The sequence below is a fragment of the Thauera sp. WH-1 genome, assembly GCF_047806685.1.
In the GTDB taxonomy this organism is placed as follows: domain Bacteria; phylum Pseudomonadota; class Gammaproteobacteria; order Burkholderiales; family Rhodocyclaceae; genus Thauera.
Window position 1 is genome coordinate 29846 of the sequence record NZ_JBLQGP010000010.1, and the last position, 17827, is coordinate 47672.

The following is a 17827-nucleotide window of genomic DNA, read 5'->3' on the forward strand; positions in this document are numbered from 1 at the left end:
CGTTCGTCAAACTTCCGTGTGTTCGGCCAGCCGCAGGCGGATGCGGACTTCCGCACCACCGCCATCGCGATTGGTCAGGCGGACGTCACCCCCGTGCTCGTCCACGATCTTCTTCACCATTGCCAGCCCCAGACCGGTACCGCGTGACTTAGTGGTGAAATAGGGCTCGAAGGCGCGCGCCAGCACCTCGGCCGGGAAGCCCGGTCCGTTGTCGCGGAACAGCAGCACCGCGCGCTCGCCCTCGCGCCGGGTCAGCACCCGGACCTCGCCCTCGTCCATACCCGCCAGCGCGTCCTGCGCATTCTGCAGCATGTTGTGGATCACCTGTCGGAGTTGGCTGGGGTCGCCCTGCACCAGCGGCAGGTCGGCGGCGAGCTCGGTGCGCACATGTACCGCCGAGCTCTCGTACAGGTGCAGAACCTCGCGAATCAGCGCATTGACATCGAGCGCCACCAGCGTCGGCGCGGGCAGCCGCGCATAGTCGCGGAAGGCATTGACCAGATTCTTCATCGCCTCGACCTGATTGACGATGGTGGTGGTCGCGCGCTCGAGCATCTCGCGGCCATTGTCGTCGAGGCGGTCGGCAAGCTTGAAGGCGAGCCGCTCGGCCGAGAGCTGGATCGGCGTCAGGGGGTTCTTGATCTCGTGCGCGAGACGGCGCGCCACCTCGCCCCAGGCCGCGGTGCGCTGCGCTGCGACCAGGCTGGAGATGTCGTCGAACACCACCACCAGGCCGCCGCCCGTCGCCGCCGGCAAGCGCGAGCCGTGGATCAGCAGGCTGAGCGGCGAGCTGTCCTTCACCGGCAGCTCGACCTGCATCTTCCAGTCGCCATCATGGGTGGCGAAGCCGTCGAGCAGGGTTTCGCGGAACGCCTCCAGGCGCGGCCATTCGGTCAGCCTGAGGTCCTCGAAGCCGGCGAGGTCGTCGTCGAGGATCTGCAGGGCGCCGTGGTTGGCCGCGCGCAGATGACCGTCGGCCGAGAAGGCGAGCACCCCGGTGGAGAGGTTGGCGAGCACGCTCTCGAGGTAGGCGCGGGCGGCCTCCACCTCGGCACGGCTGCGGTCGGCGGCCGCACGGGCATCCTGGAGCTGGTGGATCATGCGATTGAAGGACTGCGTCAGCACGCCGAGCTCGTCGCGCGCCGGCAAGGCCTGGCGCGGGCTGTAGTCGCCCTCGGCCACCGCCTGCGTGCCCTCTGCCAGGATGAGCAGCGGCGCGGCCAGGCGGCGGGCAATCAGGAAGGCCACGGCGAGCGCGGTCAGCAGCGCGAGCAACAGGGTCAGGCTGAGGGTGATGGTGTAGATGCGCTTCAGGCCGCTGCGTCCGAGCGTGAGCTGCTGGTAGTCGCGGTAGGCCTCCTGCACCGCTTCGGCGTTGCGTCCGAAGGACTCCGGCACCGGCTGCGTCAGGATCAGCAGATTGGGTTCGCCCGCCAACGTGCGCAGCGGAATCGGCGCGATCACGCGGATCTGCAGACGCCCATCGGGTCGGCTCTCGACGGTCTGCAGGTGGCGGCTCTGGCGCGCCTGACGCAATTCGGCCGACGACGGCAGCTCGGGGATCAAGCCCGCGGCCTGGTCCGCCGCAGTGGCCAGCACCTGGCCGTTGCCGGTGAGGATCGTGGCGCTGCTGATGCCGGCCTGCTCGCGCAGGCGGTTGAGCAGGCTGGCCGCGCCCGGCCCCACGCCCTCGAGTTCCAGCACCATGTCGTCGGCCTTGTCGCGTACCTGGCTGGCGAGGTAGTCGAGGGCGTTCTGACCGAGTGCGATGCCGCCTTCGAGGGCGGAGTCGACGCGCACGTCGAACCACGACTCGATGCTGCGCACCATGAACTGCAGCGACACCGCATACACCAGCACGCCGGGCACCACACCCATCAACGCGAACATCAGCACGAGGCGGAACTTGAGGCGCGAGCCGAATTCACGGCGGCGGTACTCCCGCCGCAGCTGGCGCAACTGCACACCCACCAGGCCGGCCATGGCCACCACGACCGCCCCGTTGAGCGCGAGCAGAAAGGGATAGCTGGCGGCAAACAGCTCGGTGTTGGCGCTGGCCGAGGTCAGCAGGAAGAGCGAGATCCCCGCCAGGGCGGCGACCACGACGAGGTAGATGCGCTTCATTGGAAACCGGGCGCCCCGGGCAGGAAGGTCCAGTGCAGCCAGTCTGTGCCCAGGTTCCAGTCTCGGCTACCGATGGCCGTAACCTGGAAGGGCTTGGGCAGCTGGCTGGTGTCGAGCCGGAAGCGCACCGCCACCTGGTGGGAGACGCCCGCCTCCAGGGTGGCGAGGTCGGCGACCTGCCAGTTGCGCACCCGCCGCATCGTCATCACGGCCGCTTCGAGCGAATCGAAGCTCTGATGAAAACTGCCGATCGACAGCCGGTAGCTGCGCGTGATCGCGTGGTAGTACAGCCGGTACTCGAGGCTGCGATCGACGACCACCCGATTGAACCAGTACCAGCGCGGACGCTCGATGACGAGCTCGGTGGTGAAGTACAGCGACACGCCGCGCGACACGGCATCGACCAGGCGCGAGTTGAGCTCGATGTCGATGTCGGCGTTGAGCACGTAACCCCCCTCCCCGCGCACGATCTCGGCGCTGCGAATCGCCCCGTCATCGGCGCGAACGAGGACGGCGAAGCAGGTCAGCAGGACGAAGGCGACATGACGCAGCAGACGTTCAAGCCTGCTTGCGCAGAAGGGCGTAGTAGAAGCCGTCATGTTCGGCATTGGGGAGCAGCTTCAGATCGGGATGGCCGCATGGCGCAAGGCGTTCCGCGTCCGCATGGCGGGCGCAGAACCGGGCGATCTGTCCGGCGTTTTCCTCGTCGAAGACCGAACAGGTGACGTAGAGCATTGTGCCACCCGGGGCGAGGGTCTGCCAAAGCGCGTCGAGAATTTGCGCCTGCTGTGCGGCAAACTGCACGATATCCGTCTCGCGGCGCAGCCACTTGATGTCGGGGTGGCGGCGCACCACGCCCGAGGCCGAACAGGGCACGTCGGCGAGGATACGATTGAAGGGGCGCCCATCCCACCAGCGCGAGAGCTGACGACAGTCGGCGACCTTGATCTGTGCGCGGAGACCGAGGCGCGCGAGATTGCGCTCGATACCTTGGGCACGCCCCGGGTCGAGTTCGAGCGCCAGCAGCTCGATGTCGGCCGACTCGAGCAGGTGGGCGGTCTTGCCGCCCGGCGCGGCGCAGGCGTCGAGGACCCGCTCGCCCGCCTGCGGCGCGAGCAGGCGCGCGGCCCATTGCGCGCCGGCATCCTGCACCGACACCCGTCCCTCGGCGAAGCCGGGCAGGCGGGCGACCGCCACCGGGTGCTCGAGCAGGATGGCATCGTGGTCGAGCCGCCGGCCAGCGATCCCTGCAGCCTCGAGCTCGGCCAACACCTTCTCGGGCGTGCTGCGCCGTGCGTTCGCGCGTACGGCCATCGGCGGGCGCTCATTGCCGCTGGCGAGCACGGCCGCCCAGCCCTCGCCGGCCGTCGCGCGCACGCGCGCGATCCACCACGCCGGGAAGCCGTGATGGGCCTCCTCGTCGGCCTGCGTCCACTGCGCCCATTGCGCCTGCTGGCGCAGGGCGTTGCGCAGCACGCCATTGACCATGTTCTTGAGCGCAGGCATCGACACCGCGGCTGCCTGCACCGCCTGATCCACCACCGTGTGCGCCTGCTCCGGCCGCTGGCGCAGCCGCCGCAGCGCCACCAGCAGCAGCGCATGGATCACCGTGGGCGGGGGCGAGCGCAACAGACGGTCGAGCACGACATCGCCGCGCCCATAGTCGCGAAGCGTGGACCATGCCAGGTCGCGGACGGCACCGCGTGACGCGTCGGACCAGGCCGGATGCGCAGCCATCAGGCGCTCGAAGGCATCGGTGAGGTTGCCGCCCCCGAGCACTGCTGCCACCAGGGAAGCGGCGCGGACCATGGCGAGGGCCAGGCTGTCCTCAGGCAGTACAGCCGCGGGCGCCGCGGCGGGACGCCGCACTGCCGGCCGCGCGGCACGAGGGGTGGCGGTTTGACGGGGCGCTGCCGAGACGGCGCGCCGACCCGGCTTGGGAGAGGAAGTCACGATGCGGGGTCCGGGGAAGCGTCGCCGCGCCCGCGCTGATCAGGCGAGCAAGGCACGCAAGTGGTTGGGTAAGGCAAACTGCGCGCGGTAAACGGCCGCGTTCAGATGCTGCAGGCGGGCGATGCCGCGGGCGGCGAGACGGCGATCGATCTCGGCTTCGTCGAGGCTCAGCGGATCGAGCGAATCGGATGCGGTCGCCAGCCCCCACAGGCTGCCGTAGAGCGGAATGTACAGGAAATAGGGCCGCACGCAGGCGAACACCTGGCGCAGGCGCTCGACCAGCGCCCTCACCCGCTCAGGCTGGAACACCGGCGAACCGATGTGCAGGCTCAGCGCGCCCCCCGCGGCCAGCAGAGCACGGCAGGCGCGGAAGAAGTCCTCGGCGTACAGTGCCTCGGCCGGACCGACCGGGTCGGTGAGATCGAGCACGATCAGGTCATAGCGATCGCCTGCCGCCGGCCCGTCCTCATGCACGTACTTCATGCCGTCGCCGATGCGGATCTCCACCCGCGGATCGTCGAGCGCGCCGTGATGCACGGCATCGAAGTAGCGGCGTGCGATGTCGATCACCTTGGCATCGAGTTCGGCGATCACCACCTTCTCCATGCCCGGATACTTCAGCAACTCCTCGGCTGAGCCGCCATCGCCGCCGCCGATGATCAGGGCACGGCGGGGACCCGCATGGGCGAGCCCGGGCACGTGGATGATGTTCTCGTGATAGTAGAACTCGTCGCGCTCCGAGGTCATGAAGCAGCCATCGAGGCGAAACAACCTGCCGAAGCGCGGCGTATCCCACACCTCGTAGGACTGCCACTCCGACTCCCCGCGCTCAAGCAGGCGGCCTGCCTGCAGGAAGTAACCGGCATCCGCGGACAGAAACTCGGACAACACACCGTCCGGGAGGCCACTCACCGTGGTGCTCATGACGCGACGGCCTCATTCACCGGCAAGCGCCCGCGGATGACCTCGTGGCGGACGACCTCCTGCGGCGCCAGGGCACCGATCACGCGCTGGAACACCTGGCGGGCGCGATCGCTGTTATCACGCGAGAAGTTGCAGACGTAGACGTCAAGCGTGGCGTCGCCGGTCTCGGGCCAGGTGTGGATGGCCAGATGAGACTCCGCCAGCACCACGGTACCGGTCACCCCAGCGGCCTCCCCCTGTTCATCCACGAACTGATAGAAATATGCCCCCAGTGGCGTGAGGCCCGCCTCGCTGCATTGGGCCACACACAGGGCCTCGAGCCGATCACGCTCGACGAGCAATTCCGGCTCTGACTGGCAGGAATAGATATCCGCGATGAGATGGAGTCCGTTCATTTCCCCGATCTTGTTGATTCATGAGTGAGACCCGCATTTTATCATGAGCGGCTAATGCAATATTCTTGCAAAGATATTTGCGGCGATGTTTCACGTGAAACATCGGACAAGCTCAGCGCAGGAAGGTGTCGTAGCTGAGGCGGGCAATCAGGATCACAACCACCCCAAGAAACATCTTGCGCACAAAGCCGACCCCGTGTTTCAGCGCCATACGGGAGCCCAGGATCGCCCCGGTCAGGTTGCAGGCCGCCATGACGGCGGCGAGCTTCCACATCAACTCGACATTGCCGACAAAGAACGCAATGGCGGCGGCATTGGTCGCGACATTGAGTATCTTCGCCGACACCGAGGCGCGCAGGAAGTCCATCCCCAGCAAGCGGATGAAGAGGAAGATCAGAAAGCTGCCGGTGCCGGGGCCGAAGAACCCGTCATAGAAGCCGATCGAGCCGCCGATCGCCAGGGCAAGCAGCACCGAGCGCCGGCCATGCTCGCGCTCGACCGACACCGAGCCCAGATCCTTGCGCACGAAGGTGTAGATGGCCACCAGCACCAGCAACAGCAGGATCAGCGGACGCAGGATGGCTGGATCGAGATAGGCCACCGCCTTCGCGCCATACCAGGAACCCACCAGTGCCGCGAGTGCCCCCGGCCCAGCAACCCGCCAGGGAATCGCCACCCGCCGGCTGTACTGGATGGCGGCACTCCCGGTGCCGATGATGCTGGCGAGCTTGTTGGTACCGAACAGGGTGGCGGGCGCACTGTGCGGAAAGGCGGTGAACAGCGCTGGCAGCTGGATCAGCCCCCCGCCCCCGACGATGGAATCAACGAAGCCCGCGAACAGCGCCGCCAGGCCCAGCACAAGAAAGAGAAACTCGATATCCATCGGCAATGTTTCACGTGGAACAAGAAAGCCCGGGCGCTGGGCGCACCTCGACCTCAGGCGGGATTACTTGCCGATGCAGAAGCGCGAGAAGATCACGCCAAGCAGATCGTCTGCGCCAAATTCGCCGGTGATCTCGCCCAGACACTCCTGAGCCAGGCGCAGCTCCTCGGCGAAAAGCTCCAGCGCGCCGACCTGTCCCGCGGCCCCGCACACATGCTCCAGCGCGCGGCGCAGCGCCTGCAGGTGGCGCTCGCGCGCGAGCACGACGTCCTCGCCATGGGCATGCCAGCCGGCCACGCGCAGCAGCTCGGCCCGCAGCAGATCAATGCCCTCGCCGGTGCGCGCCGAGACATGCAGGCGCACGCCACCTTCGTTCTCATCACGCAAGGCCGGGCCGTCGCACAGGTCGATCTTGTTGATGACGGTGATGCGCTCCACCCCCGCCGGCAGCCGCGCGTCGATCCCATCCTCGCCCCCGCTGCCCGCCCCGGCCTCGAGCAGATGCAGGATCACGTCCGCACGCTCGATCTCGCGCCAGGTACGCTCGATGCCGAGGCGCTCGACGGTATCCGCCGTCTCGCGCAGGCCCGCGGTATCGATGACGTGCAGTGGAATGCCTTCGATCTGGATGGTCTCGCGCACCGCGTCGCGCGTGGTGCCGGCGATGTCGGTCACGATCGCCCGCTCCTCGCCGGCAAGCCGGTTGAGCAGACTCGACTTGCCCACGTTCGGCGCGCCGACGAGCACCACGTTCAGGCCACTGCGCAGCAGCGCCCCTTGCCGCGCCCGGTCGAGCAGGATCTCGAGCTCGGCGCGAATGCCCTCCAGCCGCGGCAGGGCCCGCGCGCGCTCGAGGAACTCGATCTCTTCTTCAGGAAAGTCGAGCGTCGCCTCGACCAGCATGCGCAAATCGACCAGGCGGTCGACGATGCGATGGACTTCTTCGGAGAAGCGCCCCGACAGCGAGCGCACCGCCGAACGCGCCGCCGCTGCCGTCGAAGCCTCGATCAGGTCGGCGACGCTCTCGGCCTGCGCCAGGTCGAGCTTGCCATTGAGGAAGGCGCGCCGGGTGAACTCCCCGGGCTCGGCCAGGCGAGCCCCCAGCTCGATGCAGCGCTCGAGCAGCAACTGCATCACCACCGGGCCGCCATGGCCCTGCAACTCGAGGATGTCTTCGCCGGTGAACGAAGCCGGTGCGGGGAAATACAGCAGGATGCCTTCATCGATGATTCGGTCTGCCGCATCGACGAAGCGGGTGAAATGCGCCTTGCGCGCTTGCGGGCGCCGGCCACACAAGGCCTCGGCAAAGGCGCCCAGCGCCGCACCCGATACGCGAACGACGCCGATGCCTCCACGGCCCGGCGCCGTCGCGATCGCGGCGATGGTATCAGGCGCTCTTGCCGACTGCCTTTCCACTCTCGATCATCCGCGTGATCTGCCACTGCTGCGCAATCGACAGCAGGTTGTTCACCACCCAGTACAGCACCAGGCCGGACGGGAACCACAGGAACATGAAGGTGAAGATGATCGGCATCGCCATCATCACCTTGGCCTGGATCGGATCCGGCGGGGTCGGGTTGAGCTTCATCTGCACCAGCATGGAGGCCCCCATGATGATCGGCAGGATGAAGTAGGGGTCCTTCGCCGACAGGTCGGTGATCCAGCCCAGCCAAGGCGCGTGGCGCATCTCGACGCTGCCGAGCAGCACCCAGTACAGCGCAATGAACACCGGGATCTGGACCAGGATCGGCAGGCAGCCGCCGAGCGGGTTGATCTTCTCGGTGCGGTAGAGATTCATCATCTCCTGCTGCATCTTGGCCTTGTCGTTGCCGTACAGCTCCTTCATGCGCTGCAGACGCGGGCCGAGCACCCGCATCTTGGCCATCGACTTGTAGCTGGCGGCCGACAGCGGGAAGAAGACCAGCTTGATCGCCACCGTGACCAGGATGATCGCCCAGCCCCAGTTGCCGGTCAGGCTGTGGAACCACGACAGCACCCAGAACAGCGGCGCGGCAATCACCGTCAGCCAGCCGTAGTCGACCACGAGGTCGAGCCCTGGCGCGATGCCTTCGAGCTTGTCCTGCTCCTGCGGACCCGAATACAGACGCGAACCGATCGTCGCCGTCGCCCCCGGCTCGATCGTCGACACCGGCACGATGACGCCCGCCGAGTACAGGCCGCCCCCGATCGGGCGCGCGAAGTATTCGCGCTGCACGCCCTGCTCGGGCAGCCAGGCACTGACGAAGTAATGCTGCACCATCGCCACCCAGCCGTCGCTGGCGGGCGGCGGCACCTTACCCTTGCCGCTGTCAAGGTCCTCGAAATCGACCTTCTGGAACTTGCCCGCTTCGGTGAAGAAGGCCGGGCCGGTGAAGGTGTGCACGCCGAAGGCCTCGACCTGCTCGGCCGCGACGCCGTCGCGGGTGAGCTGGAAGTAGGCGTGCGGCGACACCGCCTGACCGCTCTCGTTGACGATCTCGTAGGCGACGTCGATCAGATAGCTGCCGCGGTGGAAGCTCATGACCTTGGTCACCCGCAGGCCATTTTGCGCCGGCGCCTGCAGGCGCAGCTCGACGCGATCCTCGCCATCCTTCAGGCGCAGCTCGCTTGCCGGCAGCTCGAACAGGGTCTTGTGCGTCGGCAGACCCTCGCCGATCAGACCGGACTGGGCCGCGTACTGGTGGCGCGAGCCGTCGTCGAGCAGCACGAAGTTGTTGTCGCTCTGGCCGCTGGCGCGGTGGTTCTTGAGCTCGAGACGCACGATGTCGCCGCCCTGGGCCGACACCTCGGCGCGCAGCAGGTCGGTCTCGACGACCACGCGGGCCGCCGCCGTCGCTGCGCTCGCCTGCTGCTCGCCCGGTACGGCAACCTGACCCGGACTAAGGCTCGCGGACGGCGTCGGCACCGCGCCATCAGTGGGTGCGGCGGCGCCGGCGACCGGCTGTTGCGCCACGGGCGCGGGCTGGTTGTGCTTGATCCAGCCATCCCACAGCATCACGAGGGCGAAGGAGAAAACCAGGAAGAGGATGAGGCGGCGTTGATCCATCGGATTCGTTCTGTCTCAGGTCAGGGAACGGGATCATACCCGCCCGGATTGAAGGGGTGACAGCGTCCCACCCGTCTGGCGGCAAGCCAGCCGCCACGTAGCGCACCGTGGCGTTGGATCGCCTCGATCGCGTATTCGGAACAGGTCGGATGAAACCGGCAATTGCGGCCCAGCATGGGACTGATCGCGTAGCGATAGAACCGCAGCAGGGCGAGCATCAGGGTCTTCATTGCCGGGGCAGCCTTTGCAGCAAAGCAAGCAGGTCGAGGTGCAGCTCGGCACGCGTCGCCTTGGCGACCGGCGCGTGCAGGCGCACGACCAGGTCCATCGGCGGCAGGGCCTCACGATGGCGCCTGAAGATTTCACGCGCAATGCGCTTGACCAGATTGCGCACATTGGCGCGCTTGGCCAGTTTTTTCGCCACGACCACGCCGAGGCGGGCCGTATCGAGCGCGTTGGGGCGGTAATGCAGCATGTAGAAGCGCCCGCGCAGTGCCCGCCGAAAAGCAAAAACGGATGAGTACTCATCCGTTTTGTGCAATCTGTGAGCGCTGCGGAAACCCTGGTCAGCGCCCGTGGGCAGCGTCACCTCAGACAGCGAGGCGATGACGACCCTTGGCACGACGTGCGCGGATGACCGCACGGCCGCCACGGGTCTTCATGCGGACCAGAAAGCCGTGGGTGCGCTTGCGACGGACAACGGAGGGCTGATAAGTGCGTTTCATGATCGACTGCCAGTGTTAGGTCAAACGCGAGAGTTAAATGGATAATCCCATGTTTGTCAATAAGAATTTTTGCCAGACCCTGTGGATAAGTCTGTCCGCGGCGGTTAGAATGCGGGGCTTACGTGCCTCCCGCCCGAGCCGCAGTGTATCGCCTGCGGCCCGGCAAATGTCGCCGCTCGAGCGCAAAGAAGGCACCTCGCCCCCAGAATGCCCGCCACCGACCGCCTTTCGCGTATGCGCAGCGGCGGCTGCGCCACCCTCGACATCGCTGCTGCCTGCCCCACTTTGCCCCTGACCCAGACCCCGCCCAGCCAAGCCCATCCCGCCGTGAGTCAAGATTTCTGGTCCTTCTGCCTGTCACGCCTCGAGCAGGAACTGCCGCAACAGCAGTTCAGCACCTGGATCAAGACGCTGCAGGCCGAAGTCGGTGAGGCGGGCGGCTGGCGGCTGGTCGCGCCCAACCGCTTCGTGCTGCAGTGGGTGCGCGAGCGCTACCTGCGCCGCATCCTCGAACTTGGCGAGGAGTTTGCCGGGATTCCGCTACAGGTCGAACTGCAACTGCCGGCGGTCGGCAGCCCCCGCGCGGCCCGCAGCAGCAAGCCTGCCGCATCAAGCAGCACCGCAGTCAGCGCGCCGCCGCCGGCCCTCGCTGCCGCCGCAGAAGCCACCACGCCGGCACAGGCCGGATCTGCCCCGGCCGCTTTCGCCGAGCCTGTTGCCGAGACATCCTCGGCTACCACCGCCGCGCCACGCGCGCGCCGCGTCGCCGCCAGTAGCGCGCAGGCCAATGACAGCGGCTCGCTCAGCGGCATCGAGCTCGCCTACGAGAAGACCCGCCTCAACCCGGACTTCACCTTCGACACCCTGGTCACCGGTCGCGCCAACGACCTCGCCCGCGCCGCGGCCATGCAGGTGTCGCAGAATCCGGGCACGTCCTACAACCCGCTGTTCGTCTACGGCGGCGTCGGCCTGGGCAAGACCCACCTGGTGCACGCCATCGGCAACGCGGTGTTCAAGCACAATCCGCGTGCGGTCATCCGCTACGTGCACGTCGAGGACTACTACGCCGACGTGGTGCGCGCCTATCAGCAGAAGAGCTTCGACGCCTTCAAGCGCTACTACCGCTCGCTCGACATGCTGATCATCGACGACATCCAGTTCTTCAATAACAAGAACCGGACGCAGGAAGAGTTCTTCCACGCCTTCAACGCCCTCACCGAAGCGCGCAAGCAGATCGTCATCACCTGCGACACCTATCCGAAGGACATCCAGGGCCTGGAAGACCGCCTGATCTCGCGCTTCGACTGGGGTCTGACCGTGCAGATCGAGCCGCCCGAGCTCGAGATGCGCGTCGCCATCCTGAAGAAGAAGGCCGAGGCGCTGCGTGTGGCGGTCGACGACGACGTCGCCTTCCTGATCGCCAAGAACCTGCGCTCGAACGTGCGCGAGCTCGAGGGCGCGCTCAACAAGGTGGTCGCCTACGCCCGCTTCCACGGCCGCCAGATCGGACTCGAGGTGGCCAAGGAGGCGCTCAAGGACCTGCTGCACGCGCACAACCGCCAGCTCTCGATCGAGCACATCCAGAAGACCGTCGCCGACTACTACAAGATCAAGGTCGCCGACATGCACTCCAAGAAGCGCACCCGCGTGATCGCGCGCCCGCGCCAGGTGGCGATGTGGCTGGCCAAGGAGCTCACGCCGATGTCGCTGCCGGCGATCGGCGAGGCTTTCGGCGGCCGCGACCACACCACCGTGCTGCACGCCTGCCGCACCATCACCGAGCTGCGGCTTGGCGACCACCAGCTCAACCACGACGTCCACGTGCTCACCCAGGTCCTGCGGGGCTGAGCGCGCATCCCACCTCCGATCAACCCAACGACCTGATCTGACGCCATGCTCCTGCTCACCACCACCCGCGATGCGCTCCTGGCCCCGCTGCAGTCGGTTGCCGGCATCGTCGAAAAGCGCCACACGCTGCCGATCCTGTCCAATGTGCTGATCGAGAAGCATGGCGACCAGCTCACGATGCTCGCCACCGACATCGAGATCCAGATCCGCACCACCACCGGCGGCCACATCGGCGGCGAGGACGCCGCGATCACTGTCGGCGCGCGCAAGCTGCAGGACATCCTGCGCGCCCTGCCCGACTCGGCCGAGATCAGCCTCACGCTCGACGACAAGCGCCTCACCGTCAAGGCCGGCCGCAGCCGCTTCCAGCTCCAGACCCTGCCCGCCGCCGACTACCCCAGCCTGAACCCGCCGGTCGACGCCACCGCGCGCCTGTCGATCGGTCAGCGCGCCTTCAAGCGCCAGCTCGCCCAGGTGTCGTACGCGATGGCGCAGCAGGACATCCGCTACTACCTCAACGGCCTGCTGATCATCGCCGACGGCGGCGAGCTGCGCATGGTCGCCACCGACGGCCACCGCCTCGCCTACGCCGCGTCCGACCTCGACGCGCCGGTGGAACAGCGCAGCGAAGCCATCCTGCCGCGCAAGACCGTGCTCGAACTCGCCCGCCAGCTGGCCGACAACGACGACCCGCTCGAGATCCTGCTCGCCGGCAACCAGGCCGTGTTCCGCTTCGGCTCGATCGAGCTCGTCACCAAGCTCATCGACGGCAAGTTCCCGGACTACGAGCGCGTCATCCCGCAGGCCCACCCCAAGCTCGTCAGCTTCGAGCGTCAGCCGCTGCTCGCCGCGCTGCAGCGCGCCGCCATCCTGACCAACGAGAAATTCCGCGGCGTGCGCATGGTGCTCGAGGACGGCCTGCTCAAGATCGTGTCCACCAACGCCGAGCAGGAAGAGGCCATGGACGAGCTCGAGATCGACTACCAGGGCGACAAGCTCGACATCGGCTTCAACGTCACCTATCTGCTCGACGTGCTCAACAACCTGGCCTCCGAGACGGTTGACTGGCGCTTCAATGACGGCAACTCGAGCGCCCTCATCACCCTGCCGGGCAACGACAAGTTCAAGTACGTTGTGATGCCGATGCGCATCTGAGCAAGCAGCCGCCTTACCGCAGCACCCGTTCTTTACGAATCACCGAGATGACCATGTCCGAACCGCAAAACACGCCGGCCCCGCAAGCGGGCAACGACTACGACGAATCCAGCATCCAGCAGCTCGAAGGGCTGGAGGCCGTGCGCAAGCGCCCCGGCATGTACATCGGCGACACCTCCGACGGCACCGGCCTGCACCACATGGTGTTCGAGGTGGTCGACAACTCGATCGACGAGGCCCTGGCCGGCCATTGCGACGACATCGTCATCACCATCCACGCCGACAACTCGATCTCGGTCACCGACAACGGCCGCGGCATCCCGGTCGGCGTCAAGATGGACGACAAGCACGAACCCAAGCGCAGCGCGGCCGAGATCGTCATGTGCGTGCTGCACGCCGGCGGCAAGTTCAACCAGAACAGCTACAAGGTTTCCGGCGGCCTGCACGGCGTGGGCGTGTCCTGCGTCAATGCGCTGTCGAAGTGGATGCACGTCACCGTCGCCCGCGACGGCAAGCGCCACCTGCTCGAGTTCGAGCGCGGCAAGCCGCAGAACCGCGTCATCGAGGTCGTCGACGGCGTCGAGGTCAGCCCGCCGCGCGTCATCGGCGAGACCACCAAGCGCGGCACCAAGGTGCATTACCTCGCCGACGACGACATCTTCGGCACCGTCGAGTACCACTACGACATCCTCGCCAAGCGCCTGCGCGAACTCTCCTTCCTCAACAATGGCGTCAAGATCCGGCTGGTTGATCAGCGCACAGGCAAGGAAGAGGACTTCGCCTTCGCTGGCGGCGTCAAGGGCTTCGTCGAGTACATCAACCGCGCCAAGACGGTGCTGCACCCCAACGTCTTCTACGCCACCGGCACCACCCGCATCCCCACCGGCCACGGCCACGACGCCGAGCTCGCGGTCGAAGTCGCGATGCAGTGGAACGACAGCTACCAGGAACAGGTGCTGTGCTACACCAACAACATCCCGCAGGCTGACGGCGGCACCCACCTCACCGGCCTGCGCGCGGCGATGACGCGCGTCATCAACAAGTACATCGAAGAAAACGAGATCGCCAAGAAGGCCAAGGTGGACATCACCGGTGACGACATGCGCGAGGGCCTCGCCTGCGTGTTGTCGGTCAAGATGCCCGACCCCAAGTTCGCCAGCCAGACCAAGATGAAGCTGGTGTCCTCCGAAGCCCGCCCGGCGGTCGAAGAAGTCGTCGCCAGCAAGCTCGGCGATTTCCTGCTCGAAAACCCGATCGACGCCAAGACCATCTGCAACAAGATCGTCGAGGCCGCCCGCGCCCGCGACGCCGCCCGCAAGGCGCGCGAGATGACGCGCCGCAAGGGCGTGCTCGACGGCGTGGGGCTCCCCGGCAAGCTTGCCGACTGCCAGGAAAAGGACCCCGCGCTGTGCGAGCTCTACCTGGTCGAGGGCGATTCCGCCGGCGGCTCGGCCAAGCAGGGCCGCGACCGCAAGTTCCAGGCGATCCTTCCCCTGAAGGGCAAGATCCTCAACGTCGAGAAGGCGCGCTTCGACAAGCTGCTGCAGAGCCAGGAGATCGCCACCCTGATCACTGCGCTGGGCACCAGCATCGGCAAGGACGACTACAAGCCCGAGAAGCTGCGCTACCACCGCATCATCCTGATGACCGACGCCGACGTCGACGGCGCGCACATCCGCACCCTGCTGCTCACCTTCTTCTACCGCCAGATGCCCGAGCTGGTCGAGCGCGGCCACATCTACATCGCCCAGCCGCCGCTGTACAAGATCAAGCACGGCAAGAGCGAGATGTACATCAAGGACGACAACGAGCTGTCGAATCACCTGCTGCGCCTCGCCCTCGACGGCGCCGTGCTGGTCCCGCGCGAAGGCGCCGACCCGATCGGCGATGAAGCCCTCGGCGGCCTGGCGCGCACCTACCTGCTCGCCGAAGCCGTCACCCGCCGCCTGGCCAGCTACATCGACCCAGAAGTGCTGCAGGTCATGCTGGCGCACGACATCGAGGTCAGCCTCGACGACGAGGCCGCCGCCCGCGCCTCGGCCGAGCGCATCCAGCCCCACCTGCCCGACGGCCTGCAGATCTACGCCGAATTCCACGACGAATCCGAAGCCTGGCGCCTCACCATCGAGCGCCTGCACCACGGCAACCGCAAGTTCGGCTGGGTCGAGCACGACTTCCTGGTGTCCGGCGACTACCGCGCCATCCGCAACGCCGCCGAAGCCATCAGCGGCCTCATCGGCCCCGGCGCCGAGATCCGCCGCGGCGAAAAGCGCCAGACCGTCACCCGCTTCGCCGACGCCATCAAGTGGATGCTGGCCGACGTCGAACGCGGCATCAGCAAGCAGCGCTACAAGGGCTTGGGCGAGATGAACCCCGAGCAGCTGTGGGAAACCACCATGGACCCCGCCGTGCGCCGCCTGCTGCGCGTGCAGATCGACGACGCCATCGCCGCGGACGAGATCTTCACCACGCTGATGGGGGATAACGTCGAGCCGAGAAGGGCGTTCATCGAGGGCAACGCGCTGTATGCGCAGAACATCGATGTGTGATTTCATGTCAACCGAACACTGCGCGACACTGCGTGGCGGACACACGCCGGCAGGCATCGCGTAGCAATTGACCTTCGGTCAAAGCTCGGGAGGGTGGGACATGAACCTTGCAGAAGCCATCTATCGACACAGCCAGCGCCTGCCGGACGAAGCGGCTCGCGAGGCGCTGGACTTCATCGAGTTTCTCGAACAGCGCTATGGCGTGAAATCTGCTGAAACCGCCGCTGCTCCGCGCGAGTTTCGCGAACCGGGCAGCGCCCGCGGCAAGCTCGAGATTGTCGCCGACGATGACGACCACCTGGCCGACTTCAAGGACTACATGCCTTGAAGGTCCTGCTCGACACCCATGCCTTACTGTGGTTTCTTCTCGACGACCCGGCCTTGTCGGGCACTGCGCGTGAGCTGATCCGCAATCCGGAGACAGAGGTGCTGATCAGCCCGGCCTGCTACTGGGAAATCGCGATCAAGATCAGCATCGGCAAGTACCGCCTGCCCGAACCGCTTGCAGCGTTCATGGATCGCGAGCTGGCCCGCAATCGCTTCAACATCCTCCCCATTTCGGTCCGCCACGCCGATCGCGTCGCACGCCTGCCCTTCCATCACCGCGATCCGTTCGATCGCCTGATCGTCGCGCAGGCCTTGGAAGACGCGATGCTGCTGTTGAGCGCCGACCCGGTCATGGACCGCGACGGAGCTCAACGCGTCTGGTGATCGACGCCGACTGTTCGCGCTGAGCGCACCTGGCCTGTGCCCCTCGACTTCGCCACCCTCGACGCCCTGCGCAGCCACCACCCCGCCTGGCGCCTGCTGCGCTCGGACCATGCGCCGCTGGTGGCGGGCTTCCTGCATCGGGCCTTCGTCACCCCCAACGTGCGTGGCATGCCGGCGGCGGACCTCGCCGAGGCGCTGGAGGACGAGCTCTACGCGCTACGCCTCACCCGCGGCGAGGACGCCTTCCCCAAGCCGGCGATCGACTACCTGAACGACTGGGCCGCGGCCGACAAGGGCTGGCTGCGCAAGTACTACAAGCCCGGCACCGACGAAGCCCAGTTCGACCTCACCCCGGCCACCGAGAAGGCGCTGGCCTGGCTGGCGCAGTTGAGCGAACGCCAGTTCGTGGGCACCGAGTCGCGCCTGCTCACCCTCTTCGCGCTGCTCAAGCAGATGGGCGAGGGCAGCGAGACCGACCCCGCGCGGCGCATCGCCGAGCTGCAGCGCAAGCGCGACGAGATCGACGCCGAGATGGCGCGCGTGCTCGCCGGCGACATCCCGCTGCTCGACGACACCGCGATCAAGGACCGCTTCCAGCAGTTCATGCAGGGCGCGCGCGAGCTGCTCGCCGACTTCCGCGAGGTCGAGCACAACTTCCGCCAACTCGACCGCCGAGTGCGCGAGCGCATCGCGCTGTGGGAGGGCAGCAAGGGCGCGCTGCTCGAGCAGATCATGGGCGAGCGCGATGCCATCGCCGACTCCGACCAGGGCCGCAGCTTCCGCGCCTTCTGGGACTTCCTGCTGTCAAGCCGGCGCCAGGAAGAGCTCAGCGACCTGCTCGACCAGGTGCTGGCGCTACCGGCAGTGGCCGAGCTGAACCCCGACGCCCGCACCCGCCGCGTGCATTACGACTGGCTGGAGGCGGGCGAGCACACCCAGCGCACGGTGGCGCAGCTCTCGCAGCAGCTGCGCCGCTTCCTCGACGACCAGGCCTGGCTGGAGAACCGCCGCATCATGGACCTGCTGCACGGCATCGAGAGCAAGGCGCTGGCCCTGCGCGCCGCGCCGCCGCCGGGCACGACGATGGAGATCGCCCTGCCCGGCGCGGCGATCGAGCTGCCGCTGGAGCGCCCGCTGCACACCCCGCCCACGCGGCCGGCGATCGCCGAGCTGCGCATCGAGGCCGGCGACGAGGACGTCGACCCGCACGCGCTCTTCGAGCAGGTCACGGTGGACAAGGCGCGCCTCGCCCGCCACATCCGTCATGCCCTGCAGGACCGCGCCCAGGTCACGCTCGCCACACTGGTCGCCGCGCAGCCGCTCGAGCAGGGCCTGGCCGAGCTGATCGCCTACCTGCAGCTCGGCAGCGACGCCTTCACCACCACCGTCGACGAGGCCACGCCCGAGCCGATCGAATGGCAGGCGAGCGCCGCCGACGGCGGCACCGTCACCCGCAGGGCGCGCCTGCCGCGAGTGATCTTCATGCGCTGAGCGTCAAGACGATGGACACCTCA

Annotated in this window: 17 protein-coding genes; 6 read left to right on the forward strand and 11 right to left on the reverse strand. The window is 67.1% G+C overall.

Translation table 11 applies throughout. The annotated features are described in order from the left end of the window. Nucleotides 1–6: 6 nt before the first annotated feature. The 11 genes from ACMV5O_RS11305 to rpmH all read right to left on the reverse strand — a co-directional run bounded on the left by ACMV5O_RS11305 (nt 7) and on the right by rpmH (nt 10050). On the reverse strand, nt 7–2124 hold the full coding sequence (locus ACMV5O_RS11305) for an ATP-binding protein (protein ID WP_416163568.1): 2118 nt from the start codon (nt 2122–2124) through the stop codon (nt 7–9). Further along, nucleotides 2121–2732: a DUF4390 domain-containing protein gene (locus ACMV5O_RS11310; RefSeq protein WP_416163569.1), complete on the reverse strand. Its 612-nt coding sequence runs from the start codon at nt 2730–2732 to the stop codon at nt 2121–2123. The genes ACMV5O_RS11305 and ACMV5O_RS11310 overlap by 4 nt, the downstream gene beginning before the upstream one ends. After that, on the reverse strand, nt 2683–3933 hold the full coding sequence (gene rsmB, locus ACMV5O_RS11315) for a 16S rRNA (cytosine(967)-C(5))-methyltransferase RsmB (RefSeq protein WP_416163570.1): 1251 nt from the start codon (nt 3931–3933) through the stop codon (nt 2683–2685). The genes ACMV5O_RS11310 and rsmB overlap by 50 nt, the downstream gene beginning before the upstream one ends. Before the next feature lie 183 nt (nt 3934–4116). After that, nucleotides 4117–5001, reverse strand: coding sequence for a polyamine aminopropyltransferase (gene speE / locus ACMV5O_RS11320; RefSeq protein ID WP_416163571.1), 885 nt, complete (start codon nt 4999–5001; stop codon nt 4117–4119). Next, nucleotides 4998–5396: an adenosylmethionine decarboxylase gene (gene speD / locus ACMV5O_RS11325; protein ID WP_416163572.1), complete on the reverse strand. Its 399-nt coding sequence runs from the start codon at nt 5394–5396 to the stop codon at nt 4998–5000. Before speD ends, speE begins: the two co-directional genes overlap by 4 nt. Nucleotides 5397–5508: 112 nt before the next feature. Further along, nucleotides 5509–6279: a sulfite exporter TauE/SafE family protein gene (locus ACMV5O_RS11330; RefSeq protein WP_416163573.1), complete on the reverse strand. Its 771-nt coding sequence runs from the start codon at nt 6277–6279 to the stop codon at nt 5509–5511. Between the two features lie 63 nt (nt 6280–6342). Then, on the reverse strand, nt 6343–7695 hold the full coding sequence (gene mnmE, locus ACMV5O_RS11335) for a tRNA uridine-5-carboxymethylaminomethyl(34) synthesis GTPase MnmE (protein WP_416163574.1): 1353 nt from the start codon (nt 7693–7695) through the stop codon (nt 6343–6345). Next, entirely contained in the window at nt 7667–9325 is a 1659-nt protein-coding gene (gene yidC, locus ACMV5O_RS11340) for a membrane protein insertase YidC (RefSeq protein ID WP_416163575.1), read from the reverse strand. Before yidC ends, mnmE begins: the two co-directional genes overlap by 29 nt. 20 nt (nt 9326–9345) lie before the next feature. After that, complete coding sequence (yidD, locus tag ACMV5O_RS11345) at nt 9346–9555, reverse strand: membrane protein insertion efficiency factor YidD (RefSeq protein ID WP_324539247.1); 210 nt, start codon at nt 9553–9555, stop codon at nt 9346–9348. Next, the gene (rnpA, locus tag ACMV5O_RS11350; RefSeq protein WP_416163576.1) at nt 9552–9914 is read right to left on the reverse strand and encodes a ribonuclease P protein component; all 363 of its coding nucleotides are present in this window, start codon (nt 9912–9914) and stop codon (nt 9552–9554) included. The genes yidD and rnpA overlap by 4 nt, the downstream gene beginning before the upstream one ends. A 1-nt stretch (nt 9915) precedes the next feature. Beyond that, the gene (gene rpmH, locus ACMV5O_RS11355) at nt 9916–10050 is read right to left on the reverse strand and encodes a 50S ribosomal protein L34 (protein ID WP_002926183.1); all 135 of its coding nucleotides are present in this window, start codon (nt 10048–10050) and stop codon (nt 9916–9918) included. Nucleotides 10051–10377: 327 nt separating this feature from the next. Here rpmH and dnaA point away from each other — a divergent pair, with 327 nt between their 5' ends. The 6 genes from dnaA to ACMV5O_RS11385 all read left to right on the forward strand — a co-directional run bounded on the left by dnaA (nt 10378) and on the right by ACMV5O_RS11385 (nt 17804). Continuing rightward, entirely contained in the window at nt 10378–11898 is a 1521-nt protein-coding gene (dnaA, locus tag ACMV5O_RS11360) for a chromosomal replication initiator protein DnaA (protein WP_416163577.1), read from the forward strand. Between the two features lie 45 nt (nt 11899–11943). Further along, the gene (dnaN, locus tag ACMV5O_RS11365) at nt 11944–13053 is read left to right on the forward strand and encodes a DNA polymerase III subunit beta (RefSeq protein WP_416163578.1); all 1110 of its coding nucleotides are present in this window, start codon (nt 11944–11946) and stop codon (nt 13051–13053) included. 53 nt (nt 13054–13106) lie between these two features. Then, nucleotides 13107–15602, forward strand: a complete 2496-nt coding sequence (gyrB, locus tag ACMV5O_RS11370) for a DNA topoisomerase (ATP-hydrolyzing) subunit B (RefSeq protein WP_416163579.1) — start codon at nt 13107–13109, stop codon at nt 15600–15602. Between the two features lie 100 nt (nt 15603–15702). Beyond that, complete coding sequence (locus ACMV5O_RS11375; protein ID WP_416163580.1) at nt 15703–15930, forward strand: DUF2281 domain-containing protein; 228 nt, start codon at nt 15703–15705, stop codon at nt 15928–15930. Further along, on the forward strand, nt 15927–16313 hold the full coding sequence (locus ACMV5O_RS11380; protein WP_416163581.1) for a type II toxin-antitoxin system VapC family toxin: 387 nt from the start codon (nt 15927–15929) through the stop codon (nt 16311–16313). The genes ACMV5O_RS11375 and ACMV5O_RS11380 overlap by 4 nt, the downstream gene beginning before the upstream one ends. Before the next feature lie 36 nt (nt 16314–16349). Further along, nucleotides 16350–17804: a DUF3375 domain-containing protein gene (locus ACMV5O_RS11385; RefSeq protein ID WP_416163582.1), complete on the forward strand. Its 1455-nt coding sequence runs from the start codon at nt 16350–16352 to the stop codon at nt 17802–17804. The last annotated feature ends 23 nt before the right edge of the window (nt 17805–17827 follow it).